We start from the raw sequence: 18,825 nt of genomic DNA on the forward strand, positions 1-18,825 counted from the left end.
TTCAAATTTTTACAGGTTAAAAGTCAATCCCAGCATAAATTCTGTTCCGCGGTAAAAACTTCTGCGTACATATTTCTTTCCGTAAAAATTCCCTCCTGTACCTGGGTTGGCGTATACTTCTTCCACTGGCCTGTCGAGTATATTTTTTGCATATCCTTTTAAGGTGAGGCGTTTCAGCAATTTTTGCGAGCCCACGAAATCCAGTACGGGATTAGGCCGGGAGTAGAGATCCGGCGTACCATCGAGGTTTACCTGGATGAGGCGCTCTCCTACCATGTTAAAAGTGGCCGTGAAATCGGTGCCTGATTTCGTGTTGTTGTAGTTCAGGAATACATTCACGGAATACGGCGCCTGTTCAAACAGCGGGCTGTTGGCCGGTGCGCGGCGATCAATAGCACGGGAAGATTCCAGGCGCTCTTTTGTTTTTTTGATTTCACTTTGCGCCAGCAGCAGGTTAGATCCCAGAAAAAGGTTTTTCATGGGCGCCCACAGCAGACCGAGGTTTTTTACCACTTCCAGCTCTATTCCATACACGCGTCCTTTGTTGGGATCGTTCTGAAACTCTATCGCAGGGAATTCGGGGAACCGTGCTTCCAGTCCGGACGAATTTTGTTTAAACACCTTTGTTAACTGGTTATCTATCTCCTTATAAAAAACCGAAGCAGACAATACCTCACCCGGTGCGGGGAACCATTCCCAGCGGAAATCGTAGTTAGTGGTTTGCTGGTTTTTCAGGTTGGGATTACCTACCACCAATGCAAACTGGAAAGGGTCAAAATCAAATACGTTGGTGAGTTCCCTCAGCTCCGGCCGGGCCAGCGTAGTGTTGTAGCCCAACCGGAAGTTCATATTCTTATTCAGTGTATAGGTAAGGTTAGCAGAGTAGTAAGGTTCGTAATCTGTTTTGTAGATAGAATTTGGTTCGGTATATACCAGGTTTATTTTGTTACCGCCGGCATCTGTAGCAGTAATAGAGGGATCCAGGAATACATTGGATGTATCTACTGCGGCTTGTATATCCGTCATTTCAAACCGTACCCCACCGGTGAGGCGCAGCTGTTCTGTCAGGTGCAGGTCCAGCATACCATAAAACGCGCGGGTTTCATAGTAGCCTTTATAGTTATTAGGCGACTTCTGGATGTTGTACAGGAATCCGCCACTGCGGGGGGCGCCTTCTTCATTATAGGAAGCAGGCGGACGGATACCAATACGATCGTAACCTACCAGCTGATCCAGCTGACCATTTACTTCATACAGCGGCAGTGCGCCGCCGGCAGAATAATTGGAACCCGGGAGATAGAGTACATTCTCTGAAAAACGCCTTCTCCGGTGCAGGTAGTTCACACCTGTTTTAAACTCCTGTTTTTTACCGAGGGCTTTAAAAGGCAGTGTGATATCCGCTTTATAGTTGTAATTATTTTCCTTTAACTGGCGGAAACGGCGTCCGTTGGGATCAGCCTGGATGATACCGTAGGGGCCATATCCGTTTACATAACCTGATACCAGGGAATACAAGCCAGGTGAAGCCACAATGGGCGGTGTAGTGCCCGGTATATCTATTGCGCCGGGATGGCTGGTGCCGCCATTTACGCGATAGTCCGCCAGGTTTACAAAGCGATAGTCCGGATCATCCTGCGCCGAAGAAGAGGTAGCGAGGTTGTAGCTCAGCTTTGGCGCATATTCTTTCTTTGTGAACTTATGCTCCCCCTGGAGGTTGAAGGTGTTGAGTGTGCGATAGCTTTGGCGTAAGGAATACACGAGGTTATACACCTTGCCGGGCAGACCCGTATATTCGTAGGCGCCGTGCAGGTTGCTGGCGCGTGTTTCCGCACCACGGCTGCCCAGGTACTGCATACTTATTTCGTGCTGGGGGCTGAAGCGGTAGGTGAGTCCACCCAAAAATCCATAGTTGAGTGTTTGTGTGCCGGTGTTTTCCTTATAATTTAAATACTTCCCAAGATTGATGTTGTTGGGGGTAATGTAGTTAGGGATTACACGGGGACTGTACAATGCGCTGTTGCCTGTTAACACGCCCTGGTATACGCTGTACTGGGTGAGCTGGCCGTCGTATATATCGTTGGTGCGGTTATAATAATTGGCGCCGGCTATTAATCCTACCTGGTGTTTCTTAAATACCGTATAGCTGTTACCGTAAGTAACCGCATAGATCTGGTTCAGCGGCGCCGATTTATATTTTGTAGTGAGCACGGGATCGAAGCCGTGCATGATACCGCTGATGCGGTTGGCTTCCGCCAGCAGGGCCGGATCGTTGCGGCTGTTGGCGATTTTGCGCTGGATATCGCCCAGGCCGTTGGGGTACTGGTTGGACAGCTCCCGGAATTCCGGTGATAATCCTTTTGATTTTACCTTTTGCCCCAGAAAGCCCATGTCGCTGTTATAGAAGCTGTTCACTTTGCTGCCGGTTTGCGAGTTCATGCCGGTTTGCGCCGTGATGGTGAGCATTTCCCTGTCGGGCACCGACTTTGTTTTGAGCTCCACGATACCGGCAGCGGCATCGGCAGGTTTATCGGAGGTAGTGGTTTTGTAGATGGTGATATTGTCCAGCAGGCCGGCGGGCACCAGATCGAGCGGAATAGCGCTCCTGTCGGGATCGGAAGAGGCCAGGCGGATGCCGTTGAGCTGCCCGATCACGGAGCGGTCGCCGAGGCCGCGGATGGCTACATACTTATCGTCGGTAACCGTTACCCCCGATACACGTTGCAGGGCCTGGGTAGTGGTGATGCTGGCTGTTTTTTCGATGTTCTGGGCAGAGATCCCGTCGGAGATCATGGCGGAGTTTTTACGGTCGTTCAGCAGCATTACTTCCGTGTTGGAGCGGCGGCGGGCATCTACCGTTACGCCGCTCAGTGTTTTGCTGTCTGGTTTCAGTTGTACCGATAACACCGGCGCGCTGCCGGCTTTGATCATTTTGGTGGCGTAGCCTACATAGTAGATCACCAGTACATCGGTGGTGTCTTTTACTTCCACCGAAAAGCGGCCGGATTCATCGGCCATCACTACACTGCCGGTACTTTGCGCCATGATTTCCGCGCGGGCGATGGGGCTGTTTTTTGTTGCGTCTGTCACCATCCCACTGATGGTGCGTTTCCGGGGTGCTGTTGATTGTTTGATAATGATTTTTCGTACTACTACCTTTCTGCCATCTACCGCTTCAAATTCCAACCCGGTATTTTGTAATAACCAGGTGATCACTTCTGCTACGGTTTTATTATTGAGATCGGCCGTATATTTTTTTTCCACCGCCTTCATATCGGCAGGATTGTAGAAGAAGGTAATGCCGCCCTTCTGCTGCACTGTCATGAAACATTTTGCGATGGGCTCATTCCTGAAACTGATGCTGATCTTTTTCTGCAGGAAGCTTTCCTGTGCCATTGCCGGCAAAGTAAAGCATAGCAGGACCCACATACATCCGTGTAAAATTTTTTCCTTCATTCGTTTGAGATTTAAAAAAAGAAGATCCGTTACCAGCAGCTGTACGCTGATGGTTGTTAGCATTCCCATTATGTTTGATGCTACTTAATTACGATGATGCCGTTTTTGTTTTTGTGAATAGTTAGCCGGTACGACAGGGATATCACTTTCAGGATATCGTTCATGGTGTCGGTTTCCTCGAATGCGCCGGTGAATTTCAGGTCGCTGATAGCCGGCGTGGTTTTTATTTTTACGCCGTACAGCAGTTCTATTTCCCTGAAAACATCGTTCAGCGCCGATTCATTGAACAACAGCTTTTTGCTGGTCCACCCGGTGTTTACTTCCGCTTGTTTATAGATATAGATGGTTTCCTTGTCGTATACGAGCTCCTCATTTTCCGTGAGCTGCTGTACCGCCGCCCCGGCGGTAACCGCTACCCTACCCGTTTTCACGCTTACCTTTGGCTTTTCGATACCACTACTATCGGCCACTACGAAACTGGTGCCCAATACCTTTACGCTTAAATGCGGACCGGTGATGATGAAAGGCGCCGTTTGCGGGGTGACTTCGAAGAATGCTTCCCCATTTACTGTGATGTTTCTTTGTTTGCCACGGAAGTATTGGGGATAAATAAGCGTGGTACCTCCATTGAGAATAGCTACCGAGCTATCCGGCAGGATTACCTTTTTTACCTGGTACTTCAATGCCGTAATGCTTTGCATGGGAACAGGATCCAGCCAGTTCTGCAGCGCCAGCCGGTAGGTATAGGTAGCCCCGGTGGTTATGAGAATTAAGGCTGTAGCCGCATACCGCCATACCCTAATGCGTGGCGGCGCGATTTCCCTTTTCAGGTTATTCCACACCTCAAGGCGCTGCTCTTCCACATCAGCGGGCACCTGTTTTTCCTCCCAGGCTTTATCGAGGTAGGTGTTCAGCAACGTAGCTTCCCTGTGGGTGGCATTGCCCGACAGGTAATTACTGACCAATCTTTTAAACTGTGTGATATTCATCCGGAACATTCTTCTATAGATATGTTCCTTTAGCGGAGGTGTTTGTCCCGAAGAAGTACGTTAAGGAATTATTAACTCATTATTTCCGCGAGGATCAGGGCAGCTGCGATATGATGTCTTAAAGCCTTCAATGCTATGTGCAGCTGGTTTCTTACTGTTTTTTCGGAGAGATTTAATTTCCCGGCGATTTCCGCAATAGATAAATGATGCCGGCGACTCAACAGGAAGATTTCCCGTGTTTTTTCCGGTAAGGTGATTAACTGGTTATCGATTTCTTTAAATACATCGGCCGTTTCCATCTTTTCCCAGATATCGTTTAACACCGGCATGATATACTCCTGCACACGGTCCAGCTCCTCCGGCCGGTTCATGATTTCCTTTAGCTTTTTGATAGACTGGAAGCGGACGGCCTGGTGGAGATAGTTTTCCAGCGGACCGCTCAGATTCAGCTTTTCTTTCCGCGACCACAGGGAGATGTACACCCCCTGTACTACGTCTTTTGCATCGTCTTTATTGCCGAGGATTTTTAGGGCGAAGGCGTAGAGCGCCGGCCAGTGTTGATTGAAACACCTTTCGAATGCTTTTGTGTCACCGGTACGGATAAGCGCTATATCATCATGAGCATGCAGCATGGCATTGGTTTGAGCAATGGAGCGAAATTAGGGGATTTTGTTGGGGGGGAGGTTTAAGGTATTGTTATGTTTTCTGAGATGGGTGCGGAGCGATGGTGCTGGAGGGGGTTAAAGAGCCATTTCTTACGGCCTACATTCCTATCGAAAAGCTGGGTTAGCTGGACTAATGCCGACGAAACTGCACAGTGTACCCTACCGACGACCATTTACAATGCGCAGCTGGTGACCTCAGGGACGCCGGTGAGGTTTAGCATTTCAGCATTGCCGTACGCGGATGAGTTGTTTTGACCCTCAGCGTTTGCTAAGGGTGTTTTGTTTATACATGGAGATTTCAAGGGGCATTCGTAAACTTGAGAAAAAGATTTAGCATCACATACTCTTATCAATCTGGAAAAGTAAAAAAATAAAAGAGGCTAAATACACCTTACTAGTAGTAATAATTCTAACAACCATAGGCGGCCCTTTTGTCATTTAAAGTCAACAAGGAACCAAATATATTTTACTCATTTGAAACTACCATGTCAATTGGTTTCGAAGCTGAGGGTTGCGTTGTACCAACGTATGCTGCACTTACACCTGCCACTGCCGGGGGTTTTGTTACACACCTCTCTTCCAAATGGAACTGGCCAACGACTACCTATACATCTAGAGCACTTGCTGTATTTTAACGAGATTCCCTCAAGAAATTGCGGTATTATTTTATAATCCCGATGATGTATATTTGGAAAGATTAAAATCCTGCAACGATGTTAAGAATTTACCTTCCAATTATATTGAACTACTAATAAGAAATATAATTACCAACCCCATCAATCTCAGAAAAAATCGTATTTTCATGAGATCAAAACCTTCTGAACATTTCGCTTAACATCCTTTTCAAACTACCATATCATCAGAAGTGGCGACATTAGGTACTTTACAATTAGTATTCTGCCTAAAATCTCAAAATGAAAATATATACCTACAAACAGAGCAAATTGCAATGTGCAACTACGACTGTCAAAACATTGGTGAGGTTTAGTTTGCACTCGACTTTTATTATTTAGAGCTCAAGGTGTAAGTACTCCATTTAGGTGACAGTGGTTATTTGGATTTTTTCCATATCCTCAAGCTTCATAGCCCACTCATATGGCGTGAGATTATTCAAAGATTCATGTGGCCTTCGTTGATTGTACTCATCTATCCAATTGGCTGTCAATTCTCTTACATGATGAAGATCTTCGAATATATACGCATCCAGTACAGCTTCTCTGTAAAGGCGGTTAAATCGCTCAATATATCCGTTTTGCATTGGTCTGCCAGGCTGAATATATTGTAGCCTGATGCCGTTATTATTACACCATTGTTCAAAATAGCCGGAGGTAAATTCCGGTCCATTATCCGTTCTTATAGCTGCTGGCTTGCCTCTGACCTCAATAATCCTATCCAGTACCCTTACTATGCGAAAGGAAGATAGGGAAGTATCTACTTCAATAGCTAAAGCTTCCCGGGAGCAGTCATCTATCACATTAAAAGTTCTGAATCTTCTGCTACCTGTCATGCTATCGCTCATAAAATCCATACTCCTGATGACATTGATATTGGTTTGTTGCTGCAACGGCTGTTTGATGCGGGCTGGTACTCTTCGCTTCAATTTCTTCCTCTTATTGAGCTTAAGCAGCCTATAGACCCGGTAAACCTTTTTATGATTCCAACTGTGCCCGGCCCGCCTTAAATAAGCAAACAACTTACGGAAGCCATATGAGGTGTGCTTAAAAGCCAGATCCTCTAAAGCATCGATGAGAGCCTTATCATTTTTACGGGTTTGATAATAGAATTTTGTGCGAGGGAAGGATACCAATCTGCAGGCCCTACTCACAGAAATACCCTGATCAGCGACCAGTTCTCCTGCTACTTGTCTTTTTGTGGAAGGGCCCATCCTTTTTTGTGAACAGATCTTTTAAAATCTGATTGTCCAACGACAGATCGGCATACATTCTTTTCAGCCTGGAATTTTCCTCTTCCAGGTCCTTGAGCCGCTTCACATCTGAGGCTTCCATTCCTCCATACTTGTTCTTCCAATTGTAAAACGTGGCCTCTGAAATGCTATGTTCACGACAGGTATCTTTTATTGCCAGGCCATTTTCATGCTGCTTTAAAATAGATACAATCTGTGTTTCTGTGAATCTGGTCTTTTTCATGATAGTAGTTCAGTTTAAATTTAGCAATTTTTTCTAAGTTTAAACTGTCACCACAATAGGGGTACTTACAAAGGCACTTTACTTTCTGCATGTACGTTGCAGCGATACATTGTAAATTCAGCATATGAAAAGAACCAGGATTTATTAGTGATTGTCTCCATGCTGTATTGCAGCAGGACAATCTGTACATTATTATACCCACACATATAATAATAGTGCATGTACTATGTAGACGATAATATATAAAAGGTTGACAGCAGATATGACCATAGAGGAGTAAAAAGTTGCTGGCGAAGAATCCTGCGAGTTGTAAGGCATATGCTATTGTTAAAACGCAAATATCATTGTGCAAATGCTAGAATTGTCTCATACTTTTGCATGCACAAAGTTGGCCTATAGAAGCATCAAGATATTATGGAATATTGCATACCTACCATCAACTATTTATGATAAAGTAAACATACTCAGTTATCATTTTTCGATAATTATAGACTCAATACTTGGAAGGTCAATTAACAATTGTACTAAAGTCATAAGTTCATCATGTCATTACAAATTATAAGCTTAAAAACATCAATTATGAAAAAAGCAAAAAAAGCACTTGTATTAACCGCTTTTCTTGGAGTTGCCGGCGGAGCCTTAGCATTTAAAGCTAATAGACAATCGAGAATTTTCTATGATTATGGAACAACGATTGTAAGTGGCCAAGTGGTATATGGATGTGTTATTCCAACTACTCTATTCTATACTCCATATGATTTCGGAATTCTGATATTTGCTTCTTCGGCAATACATATTCCAACAACATCATGCACTTGCAGAGTAATACAGAACGCATGAATTCAATGTGAGATTTTTCACAAGAGACATCCACTAAGAACAACTTCAACACATTAGAATATATCCACCTATTGTTGGCTCATAACGATTATAGTCACAAAACCTTAGCATCTGCTTGAAATTCTATAAGGGTGAAGATCCCAATCTACGTGATCTAAAAACAACAATCTTGAAAGCTAGGCAATACGTATACTATACAGGAAGGACAGCCTTAAAGGTGGATATATAGACTCACATTACCAATGCATATCATAATTTACCACTATGAAAAAAACAAGAATTGCGCTTGGTCTTATCCTGATCGCGGGAATACTAGCCTTTTTGTTAAGTTGGCCTAATAAATTATCCAGATATCCAGAAATACCCACCACCATTCCAAACAACATTTATGATAAAGAGTTCCCAACCAAGCCAACAAGATTCAAAACTTATCCACCTAATATAGACAAAAAAGTGTCATCACTATATGCCGAATCGAAAAAAATAACTTCGACTCTGATGACATTCCATCTAACTAGGTATACTGACCAACTAGAAAAAATCACATAACTGCTTTTATACACACGACACATTCTAATCACAGACAATCTTATAATATAAAGGAAAACTCGAAAAAATAATTTTCATCGAACAAACTATGTTTAACCTATAACTACTTAATTTCAGGTGTATCTCTTCAAAGAAATATAACAGAAGGCATTGTGAAACTCATCCAGTATATTTCAAAGCCATAAAGAATAATAAAATAGCAAATTTCCAATAAGCAGGACAGTATTAGGCTGTAAATTATCACAATGAAAGACTAAGATCGACAAGGACTAAGTAACTCTAATCAGAACTAAATTTAAACTTTAAAAGAAGTTCAATTATGAAAAAAGCAAAACTTGCCTTAACCGCAGTATCAATTTTTGCCACAATTGGCGGTTCACTAGCATTTAAAGCAAACAGGTCAATAAATGTTTTCTATTCATTTGGCACAACAATAAGATTTGGAGAAGAAATTCAAGGTTGCGTAATAAGCACTGGAGTTCTTCTAACTCCTGTGCCAGCGGGGGGATTTGTAACTACTCTTTATTCTTCATCATTTAATGATCAGAGTACCACCTGCACAAGCAGAGTAACAGCCTCTTCGTAATGCCCAAACACACATTAACAAAAATACATAGTAGTTAAACGACTATAATCCGTAATCTCACACTAGTCCACTGGACCTGACAGATAGAACTTCAGAGATGATGTAGTTGCCCTCCTGGACAGGGTCAAAGTTCTTACTAGCGAACGAAACATATCGTAAGTACATCAAAGTGCCTTTCTCTGTCATGCTATTTATTGATGTGTGAGGAAGATCCTATAAAATGCAAAAACTCCGATTCAATCCGATAGCCGGATAATTTCTTAGGCAGCTGGAAGCAATCCAGCTGTTTTTCTCTTGCCCAATACAGTATTTTCTCCAGTGCTTGTAATAGTCGTTTACTCAAGCAACACTTCCTCTGTGAATCCAATTTGTAAGTATCCGACTTATTTAGGTGTCAGTGAATATTTAACTTTTTATGTCCTACAGTTGTACTATCTACTTATATAATGTGAGATTACTCAAAGGTCTATGTGATCTTCTTCGATTGTATCCAATTCTAAAATAAAGAACCGTCCCTGTTATAAAAAACATAGAGGACGGCTCTTTTCTCTCAGTTATTGATTATCAATTACTATCGATCAAACTAATATACTAAGAAAGTATATCAATCGATCTCTATAACGCTTGACTTAAGCATTTGTAGTTACGCGAGCAGTACAAGTAGTAGTTGCGTCATTGAATGTAGAAGAATACAAAGTCGTAACGAAACCACCAGCAGCTACTGGAGTAAGAGTCAAAGTAATAGGCAAAACGCAGCCAATCTTTTCTTCACCAGCAACGGTAGTAGTACCATAAGAATAGAAAGTTTTAGCGATTCTATTAGCCTTGAATGCTAATGCACCACCTACTACTGCCAGGAGAGCTACTGCTGTTAATGCTAATTTTGCTTGTTTCATAATGATAGATGCTTTTTAAATCAAAAAGCTAAACTTAAGTTATAGAAAATCGCCTACTCGATTATAATGGTTTTCGGCTACCCCATTTCTAGATCTGACTCTACTTGCAAGAATCAAGTCAGTATTTATTGCGCAAAAAGTTAATTACCACTAATAGCTTTAATCTGTCTATATTTCATATTGCCAGCGAATGCCGCTAACAACTTTCTATCACCACTATAAATAGCCAAATACGGTATAACCTGGGTTCTAAAATAACTTCCAAATTTAAACTTATAATCAACGCCTATAATGATATTATCATACTTATGCAATTGATACTTATCAACAAATCTTTTCATATCAGAGTATCCGTAGGGAGTAATTAGATAAAACCTAATCTTTCTCAGATGAGCCATGTTCACAATTATCTCCTCAATTTCTGATTGACAAAAAGGACAATCGGGACCAAAATAGAATAACACAAGTGGGATTCCTGATCGAATAGATTGAAGATTTAAATAGCTTGCACTATCAGAAAGTAGCAACTCTATACTAGGCAATAGCTCTCCCTCATGACCGGTTACAACTGGCCTAATATAGCCAACATTGCCATCATTTAAAAGCATTTGATATCCCTTCAACTTACCTACGCCTATGTAAACGAGTAAGCCCAAAAATAGCAAAGCCGTTATTAACAAAGAACGCTTCCGTTTCATAAAATAAACTTTATCGTTATTGAATTAGACCGTAACATGTTGGTCAGTCGTCTTCTCCATATCTTGGTCTGGCATGCTTACTAAATCATTCTCTATTGAACCTTTAGCAGCTTTAACAAGATAGTCAATCAATAAAAATGCAAACGACAACGAAATCAGAATTGGAAACAGTTGAAATCTAAGCGCAATAGGAGATGCAAAAACGCTAAACCCAAAATTAACTGCCCATATTGTTGCAACAAGTATTAATCCTTTCTTCAATTGTAGATTCTGTCTATAGCCTCGTAAAAATATAAAACTAATAGTTCCTAGCACAAATATCACGTTCATTGTTCCTGTTAGTACAGGATAAAAATTCAATATACTTACGTTAAAGTCCTTAAAGTAGCATTTGATTTTGTTACTCTTATAATCAAACCAGACTTTTGCCGTTTCGTTCACGCTATCCACTCCTGTGCTATATCTATCTAGAAACTCTACTGGTGGGGCATAGTACTTAATTGCATTCGGAATTAAGTAATGTTTAGCAAATTCTTCAGGGTATGATTTTATTAAAAAGGTCCCATACTCTTTCATAATAGGTGCCACTGTAGACCATTTCTTTAAAGGAGATGCCATTGAGTCCTTCTTAAATTGACTCTCCATGTAAATTGAGAGTGGTGATCTAGGATCCCACATATAAACTGTACTTGCAACCAGCGCTTCAGCAGGATGCGTTCTGATATCTCTACTAGAATCAAAATAATTGCGAACTAATCCGTCTAATAGCTGCAACCTCAGAGGAACATTCTTCCTATCGATACTATCGACGTATCTATAAGCATATAGGGCATTATTTGCCATCTGCCATCCCGTAAAAGGGGTAAACTGCTTGTATCCACTTATGCTCTTAAATTTCTCACTTGTTACCTGAATAAATATACCTATTAACAAAAGACTCAAACCGAACCCGATCAAACTCATAAACACTTTGCGTCTGGATAATAATAGCGCAACAACACTTATTACGGGATAGAATAGTGCATTATACCTCACGGTAAAAGCCATAAAAAGAAGTAGTGCATTAATAACTATCAACCAACTCGTTGGTCTATTCATAATCCATATCAATAGAACAAACCAAGTCAAGCTGAGCGAAAGAAAGAAAGAATCACTTGAAATATAGTTTGCGAGATACAAGTAAACTGGATTCATCGTCATGAATATGAAAAGGCAAACCCTAGTTAGCTTAGCAGGATTATAAAAGTAAAATATCGTAAATACTAACAACAAGGTGTTGATCTCCAATAAAAAGTATTGGACTCCTACGACAACTGTATCTGAGTGGGTAAACACACTAATAAGACGTAGAAACTTGGAATAACCAATCGGATAGGTATTTACTGTAAAATTATGATACGCTGATTCTAAGTATATATATGAATCTCCATTTATAAATCCTGCAAAAGGATACAATATCTTAAATACAATGAATAGTAAAATGATAGTTGGAACACCTATTCTTAATAATAACTTATTTAGCGGACTCTTGAACACGTAATCCTTAAAACTGTCTTCCAAAGGGAAAGTATCCCCCTCCATTACTTGCTTAGTTATCTCCATATAATTAGTTAATGATTTCTCACAAATTACTTTTGCCTAGTGGTTTGCAATACTGCATAAAGTCCGTTACACTTTCTTTATTACATGCGTTATATATAATTTATATACAACAATCAGAATAGATATTCGAAGACTTGTATACCCGATAAGACATCGAGTGCCAATTACGATACATTTTTAAATAAATAGTATAAAGTATAATTAACTCTACAATCCATACCTTCCGATACAAAGATTATTTCTGTTCTCCTTCTATATTACTCTACAACAAGTTCAATTGACTCCTCACACTTACTACCAGTGATATCCAATACGACAAATAAAATTAAAATACGAAATAATAACTCGCATAATGTAATTAGTGCCTTATAGTTGCGATGAGAATCACAGTGCGGTTCTCTGACAAGCCCCTTATCGGCTTCACCGCCTATCAGAACTTTAAATACTTTCACAACTGAAGCCATTAGGCTCCTGTCAACCAAGTATTACCAGAATTTCAGTGTCTAAGTTGGAATCGAAATCGACATGGTTATTGATTTGAGGGTCTTGGGATATCTTTGTCTCAACCAATGGAATTAAGATGCATTCGATATATTACTACTAACCATCTTCCTAATATTCCTTGACTGATTCATTGCATCAAAATTAAACCCAGCCACTGCAATCACCATACAGCACCTCACTTTTTTTTTAGCCTTAACCATCATACTTGTAATTATTAACTGCTATTTGATTGCATCTAAATACCAGAATTTAGAGATCATCGGCAATACCTCTTTATGAAGCAATTAATAATTACCTTATTCATAGCTTTGTTTCCCCTTCCCATTTTTGCTCAAACTTCTCATCGAGGGCAAATTAAAGGGCAGATTAATGATTCAGACACTCAACTTAGTTTATCGGCGGCGACTGTAAACTGCTTACGTTCTAAAGATTCAAGCAGGGTGACATTAACATTCACTGATAAAAATGGGTTCTTCCATATCGATAGTTTACCATTTGATGATTATACTCTGTATATCTCTTATCTAGGTTATAAATCTTTGATATATCCCTTATCACTAATAAAAGGTGAAAAAATACGGGACATAGGAATAATCTCGATGAAAAGAACTGGCTTCAATTTAGCTCAAGTTGAAATATCAGAAACAAAAGATCCAATTAGAATAACGAAAGACACTATTGAATACAATTCTATTTATTTCAAAACTAAAGAAAATGCGTTAGTAGAGGATCTATTCACCAAAATTCCTGGTCTCGAAATAGATAAGAATGGAAAAATAAGCATCAATGGACAATTAGTAAACAAAATTCTAGTAGATGGGAAACCTCTTTTTGGTGGAGATAATCTTAAAATAATAAGTAAAAATATACAAGCCGATTTAATTGATAAAGTTCAATTCATTAATCAAAGAAAAGAGCAAAAAGAATCACATAATCTAAACACCAGCCAATCAGAAACGATAATCAATCTTACAATTAAAGAGAGCAAATTGAATATTTTCAGTGGTGAACTAACGACTGGATATGGCACTTCCAATCGCTTTGCCGTAAAATCAAGTCTGAGTCGCTTCAGAAGCAGACAACAATTGATGCTACTAGGAAATGGAGATAATATTAATGGTGCTATGGATTCAAAGTCGATAGCGAATACTGGTATGCAAAGAAACTGGAATGGAGGGATAAGTTATAATGAGGAAATAAATAAGAAAATGACAATTAGTGCCAATTACATAATGAATAATGGAGTTGGACTTGATCAGCGAAACAGTGTAAGGGAAAATTTTACTACTGATTTAGACTTTCATTCTACTCAAGAATCGGACAACAGACGAACTGACTCAAACAATGATTATTCTATTCAGCTAGAGTACAAGTTGGATTCCTTTCAAAGTATTAGTTTTAATAATCAATTCTCAATATCTCGGAGTACAAATTTCTTTAAGAGCAACTATGAATCTACTAAAGATCAATTACAATTGAATAGTGGCAATACAAATAGCATTAATAACAGCTCCTTTAACTCCGTTTCTGGAGGACTAAGGTATGATAAAAGGTTTCTCAAAAAAGGTCGACAATTGAGCATAATTCTAAGTTATGGAAAAGGAAATGGAATGGAAACGGCAGTTAATAAGTCAGACAACAAGTATTTTCCAACTAGCTTAGAGCTAATAAAGGATTCTATTAATCAAAAGACCGTAAGAGACATCCATAATAATAAATTGTTTATTCTTCTAAGTTTAACCGAGCCCATAACGAAAAATGGTTTCCTCACACTCTCATTAGCCGAGGATCATACAAAAAACAGTTCAAACAAAGTTGCTTATAACTTCAATAACTTAACCAAATTATATGACATTGAAAGCGATAGCCTTAGTAGTAACTTTAACAATTCCCCAATTCAACATTATGCAAAAGCCAACTGGTTATTTCAAAAGGAAAAACTCGATTACTCTATCTCTGTTGCATCGCTCTTAACAAAAATGACTAATAACAACCTTAGTACCAATAGTTATAGTTCTACTATGATTCATGTCTTCTTACCTGATGCAAATTTCAACTATTCCTTCCGATCCAACAAAAGGCTGCGATTCTCTTATATAAAAACTGCCGAATTTCCCGAAATATCACAACTTCAGCCCGTACCAGACATGAGTGATCCTCTACATATAAAAATAGGCAATCCCACTCTAAAGCCTATGACAGTTCATATGTTTAGCTTTCTATACAATAAATTCAACACCAGGTCGTTATGCAATTTCACTATATCCATTGGCAGTAGGTTCATGAAGAATCAAATTATCAATGCCTCTGAATTTGATTCTCTTGGCAGAGAAATTATCCGGCCCTTCAACATTAATGGAGGATACATGGCGAATTTGGATATAGGAACTAGTCTCCCGCTGAAAGTGAGGCAGGATTTCTTAACCTTTAACACATCTGCAATTATTGGACAGACACCAACTTTTCTAAATGGGAAGAGCGGTTTTCGCAATGATATTACGCTCGCTCAATCAATCAGACTCAACTATTCCTACAAAAAAATATTCGATTGCATAGTCGCCGGAAACATTAGCTTCAATATGGTACAGTACTCGGATCAAGGAATGAATATCCAAAAATATTTGAATGGTGGATTTACCTACACTGGAAATATTAATATTCCATATAATATAATAATTAATACAAACTTCTATTACGGGTGGGCAACGGGGAGGACCGAAGGATATAATGTTAATCCATTTATTCTAAATGCATCTATATCTAAAAACTTATTCTCACATAAGCAAGGACAACTAAAATTACAAGCATTTGATTTACTAAAACAAAATGTAGGTATCAAACGTAATGTTCAGGACACCTACATTGAAGACATCCGAACAAAGGTATTGGAACAATGTTTTCTCATTAGTTTCTCCTATTTTCTTGGCAAAAGAAACTGATATCAGATATCTATAACGAATTCAACTATTTAAAAATATTATGCTTAAATTTACAGTTTTAGAGCGAATTGTATAAGCAATATGATAAGACAAATAAAAGAAATGCAATACTTAACCTAACACGACCCAAAAACTCACTTTGAGTGTATTATTATTTGCAATACGCATATAGAAACTTCCCTTAGAACTCTACATCACTAACCTCCTTCAACAATCCCTTACCAGGCGTTTTAATATTATAATCCAAATGATAATCATTATTTCGTCCATTCATCTTGGTTGGTATACCTCGTGTCATCCAGTTTGGGGCAGGCTTATTCTTCAGGTAATGATCGAAGAACTGTTTAAGACGAATACCATAATCTTCAGCTGACTTCCCAAAAACACCATGATTCCCATCAGTATACTCTAACAACCATGCTCTCTTGCCTAACCTGCGTAAAGCCGTAAAAAATTCAACTGCTTGCGAAAAAGAACAGATGCCATCATTAGTATTCTGCATTAATAATAATGGCGTAGTAACTTTGTCCGCACTAAAAACTGCCGAGCTTTTTATATAAGCTTCTGGGATCTGCCACAATGTACCTCCCATTCGTCCTTGTCCCAATTCAAAATAGCTTTGCAAGCTCTTATATCTCGCCGGCACATCTCCGTACGCGCTTATAAGATCCGACATTGAACACGATGAATAAGCAGCCGCAAACAAATTGGTATGCGTTACAAGATAGTTGGTTTGTAATCCTCCAAAACTACACCCCCCAATCCCCATCTTATGTTTATCCACATATGCCATATTGCCCATATAGTTCGCTGCTGAAACTACTGCATCAAAAGTTCCTTGCATCGGATCACCAATGACATAATCGATATCTGGCGAAAAAACCAAATATCCATTACTGACAAATGTCGGTATATTTATATTACAAAAACCAGATATGTTTTCTGGCAATAGATAGGCATTCAACGAAAATGACTTCTTTTCATAATAATAGAAAATAATTGGATACCTCTTACTCGAATCAAAATCTTCGGGTTTATAAAGAATCCCCTGCGCATTGGCCCCATCTTCCTTCTTCCAAGTATGCAGTTCGGTTGTATACCAATTATAATGCTTTTCTGGATAAACACTACTTAATTGAATAAACGTCTTAAAATCAGAAGTAGAAAAATAATTGGGGGATTCATTAGCTTTCATCCTAGAAACAATATACACATCTCGGTCTCTTGCTTTGATAGGATAGGAACCATTATTCTCCGTATATGGATTATCCACAAGTTGATAGATATAATCTCCCATAGTAAGTTCGTTCGGGTCACCAGGTTCTCCCAGTTTCTTGCGAAAAAAACCATTCTTTTTTGTCATCACACTTACTGCATTCAAAACAAGGATATCACCATTCCGAAATGAGGGTGGCGACGAATATGAGAGGCCAAGATAAAATATGATGCTGTGTTTAAATCCATAACCATTGGTAAGGTTTACCGGTGGTTTTATATTCAATGGGTCAATTTTCCAAATATCAAACTTGTCATATATTAAAACGGAAGCATCATTCTCCAACCAACCTGCAATCCCTCTTGGAACATGCATAAGATCTTCTCTAAAATAATTAATCCATGACACTTTTATATTGGAGGTCAAATTACGATAACGACCTGTTTCAACTTCATAGCTAAAATAGCTCTCTTGTTCCTTGTTGTAGTATATCACAAACCTTCCCTTCGGAGAAAGCCCTATGATATTTGACTTTCTAAATTTTAACGCCAAATCATCCTTCTGTTTTACTGATCTTAAATAATATGTAAACTGAGAAGCCGAATTCCATTTGTTATCTGCTTCATCTGCACTGCCTGAAATATGTTGAATCAGATATAAACTATCGCTAGTATTCTGAGCTAAAATCCATTCATTATCGTTATCCAATCTTTTAATACGATAGTCTTTCAAACTAATCACAAATGAATAAACGGGGGCATGTTCCCCATCTACCATTTCTGCCGTTAGTAACTTCTCATCGAGATAGCTCCAGATATTCACTGTTGATAATAAAATACTATCACTTAATTTATTCGCATTTTTTTTGGCAGTAAAAAACAGAAAACTTCCATCATTATTAATTCCAGACATATTTCCAACTATCAAATTAGTATCTAACCCAATAGATCCTCTATCCGCCAATAAAATAGTTCTCAATGCTCCCTTTCTATAAGACCATATAGTACTACTTTCACCACTATTCGAAATCAAAAAAGCAATGTTAGTTGCCGATTTGTCACACAACAACTGCTTTAAACCTTTTCCCCTCCAAATTGATGATTCCTTTAAATTTGACAATTCAATCAAACTTATAGATTGCACAGTATCATTTTTACGATGCTCTTCTCTTTCCAATATCATTAATCTACCATCTTCGCTAAAAACATACTTTTTAACCGAATTGTAAACTCTTTCATCACCATTAGTAATATTCTTTAACACCAAATTATTTGACGAATTATTTCCAAACGCCAACCAATTTCTGCCTCCTTTAGATGTCGGCACCCTAAAACCCCTAACATTTGGTATTCTGCTAAATATAACCCCTCCCAATTCAAGTATGCTTAATGTGTCCTTTGAGTTAAAAATGGCCCTCCTACTATCAGATGTGAACTGCACGTGCATAATGCCCGGAATTCGCCTTTCCCATTTCCCATTACATTCCTTTAGCACTGTTGTATCATTTCCATTTGATTGATTTCTTATCCAATAAAACATATACCGTCCGTCGTTAGTTATTTTTGCACCATCGACAAAATACCATCTATTATATACTGAAGAATCGATCAGAGGTTTGGTCTTTCGCAAATAAAAATTGTCCTCTTTCCAGTCTTGTCCTTTGAGACTTAAAGCAAAAAAAGAAAAAACAACATAAACAAAAAATGCCTTCATTATGACGAATTATCAAATTAGAAATAAC

At 39.2% G+C, this 18,825-nt stretch carries 12 protein-coding genes; 4 read left to right on the plus strand and 8 right to left on the minus strand.

What is annotated here, in order from left to right; all coding sequences use genetic code 11:
- Positions 1-9: 9 nt before the first annotated feature.
- The 4 genes from B5Z18_RS14055 to B5Z18_RS14070 form a co-directional block, all read right to left on the minus strand.
- On the minus strand, positions 10-3,516 hold the full coding sequence (locus B5Z18_RS14055) for a TonB-dependent receptor domain-containing protein (RefSeq protein ID WP_200817277.1): 3,507 nt from the start codon (positions 3,514-3,516) through the stop codon (positions 10-12).
- A gap of 17 nt (positions 3,517-3,533) precedes the next feature.
- Entirely contained in the window at positions 3,534-4,442 is a 909-nt protein-coding gene (locus B5Z18_RS14060) for a FecR family protein (protein WP_159454304.1), read from the minus strand.
- Positions 4,443-4,513: 71 nt separating this feature from the next.
- Positions 4,514-5,074: an RNA polymerase sigma factor gene (locus B5Z18_RS14065; protein ID WP_079470130.1), complete on the minus strand. Its 561-nt coding sequence runs from the start codon at positions 5,072-5,074 to the stop codon at positions 4,514-4,516.
- Between the two features lie 1,069 nt (positions 5,075-6,143).
- Positions 6,144-7,254, minus strand: a protein-coding gene (locus B5Z18_RS14070) for an IS3 family transposase (protein WP_394333863.1) whose coding sequence is annotated in 2 segments (ribosomal slippage) — positions 6,144-6,999 and positions 6,998-7,254 — 1,113 coding nt in all. Because the reading frame shifts where the segments join, the coding sequence is not laid out codon by codon here.
- 579 nt (positions 7,255-7,833) lie between these two features.
- On the opposite strand from B5Z18_RS14070, the gene B5Z18_RS14075 reads away from it, so the two are divergent.
- The 3 genes from B5Z18_RS14075 (at position 7,834) to B5Z18_RS32295 (ending at position 9,229) form a co-directional block, all read left to right on the plus strand.
- Positions 7,834-8,094: a hypothetical protein gene (locus tag B5Z18_RS14075; RefSeq protein WP_079470131.1), complete on the plus strand. Its 261-nt coding sequence runs from the start codon at positions 7,834-7,836 to the stop codon at positions 8,092-8,094.
- A gap of 264 nt (positions 8,095-8,358) precedes the next feature.
- Positions 8,359-8,643 carry a hypothetical protein gene (locus B5Z18_RS14080; RefSeq protein ID WP_079470132.1) on the plus strand — a complete coding sequence of 95 codons (285 nt, stop codon included), beginning with the start codon at positions 8,359-8,361 and terminating at the stop codon, positions 8,641-8,643.
- A gap of 319 nt (positions 8,644-8,962) precedes the next feature.
- On the plus strand, positions 8,963-9,229 hold the full coding sequence (locus B5Z18_RS32295; RefSeq protein WP_143313597.1) for a hypothetical protein: 267 nt from the start codon (positions 8,963-8,965) through the stop codon (positions 9,227-9,229).
- Between the two features lie 629 nt (positions 9,230-9,858).
- Here the strand turns inward: B5Z18_RS32295 and B5Z18_RS14085 are convergent.
- The 3 genes from B5Z18_RS14085 to B5Z18_RS14095 all read right to left on the minus strand — a co-directional run bounded on the left by B5Z18_RS14085 (position 9,859) and on the right by B5Z18_RS14095 (position 12,425).
- Positions 9,859-10,125, minus strand: a complete 267-nt coding sequence (locus B5Z18_RS14085; RefSeq protein WP_079470133.1) for a hypothetical protein — start codon at positions 10,123-10,125, stop codon at positions 9,859-9,861.
- Between the two features lie 140 nt (positions 10,126-10,265).
- Positions 10,266-10,823: a peroxiredoxin family protein gene (locus tag B5Z18_RS14090; RefSeq protein ID WP_079470134.1), complete on the minus strand. Its 558-nt coding sequence runs from the start codon at positions 10,821-10,823 to the stop codon at positions 10,266-10,268.
- Positions 10,824-10,847: 24 nt separating this feature from the next.
- Entirely contained in the window at positions 10,848-12,425 is a 1,578-nt protein-coding gene (locus tag B5Z18_RS14095) for a hypothetical protein (protein WP_079470135.1), read from the minus strand.
- Positions 12,426-13,204: 779 nt separating this feature from the next.
- Between B5Z18_RS14095 and B5Z18_RS14105 the strand changes: the two genes are divergently transcribed.
- A complete protein-coding gene (locus tag B5Z18_RS14105) occupies positions 13,205-15,868 on the plus strand; it encodes an outer membrane beta-barrel protein (RefSeq protein WP_079470137.1) in 2,664 nt (887 codons plus the stop codon).
- 181 nt (positions 15,869-16,049) lie between these two features.
- Here the strand turns inward: B5Z18_RS14105 and B5Z18_RS14110 are convergent, their stop codons facing one another.
- Complete coding sequence (locus B5Z18_RS14110; protein WP_079470138.1) at positions 16,050-18,797, minus strand: alpha/beta hydrolase family protein; 2,748 nt, start codon at positions 18,795-18,797, stop codon at positions 16,050-16,052.
- Between the last annotated feature and the right edge of the window lie 28 nt (positions 18,798-18,825).

The sequence above is a fragment of the Chitinophaga ginsengisegetis genome (genome assembly GCF_900168065.1).
In the GTDB taxonomy this organism is placed as follows: domain Bacteria; phylum Bacteroidota; class Bacteroidia; order Chitinophagales; family Chitinophagaceae; genus Chitinophaga; species Chitinophaga ginsengisegetis.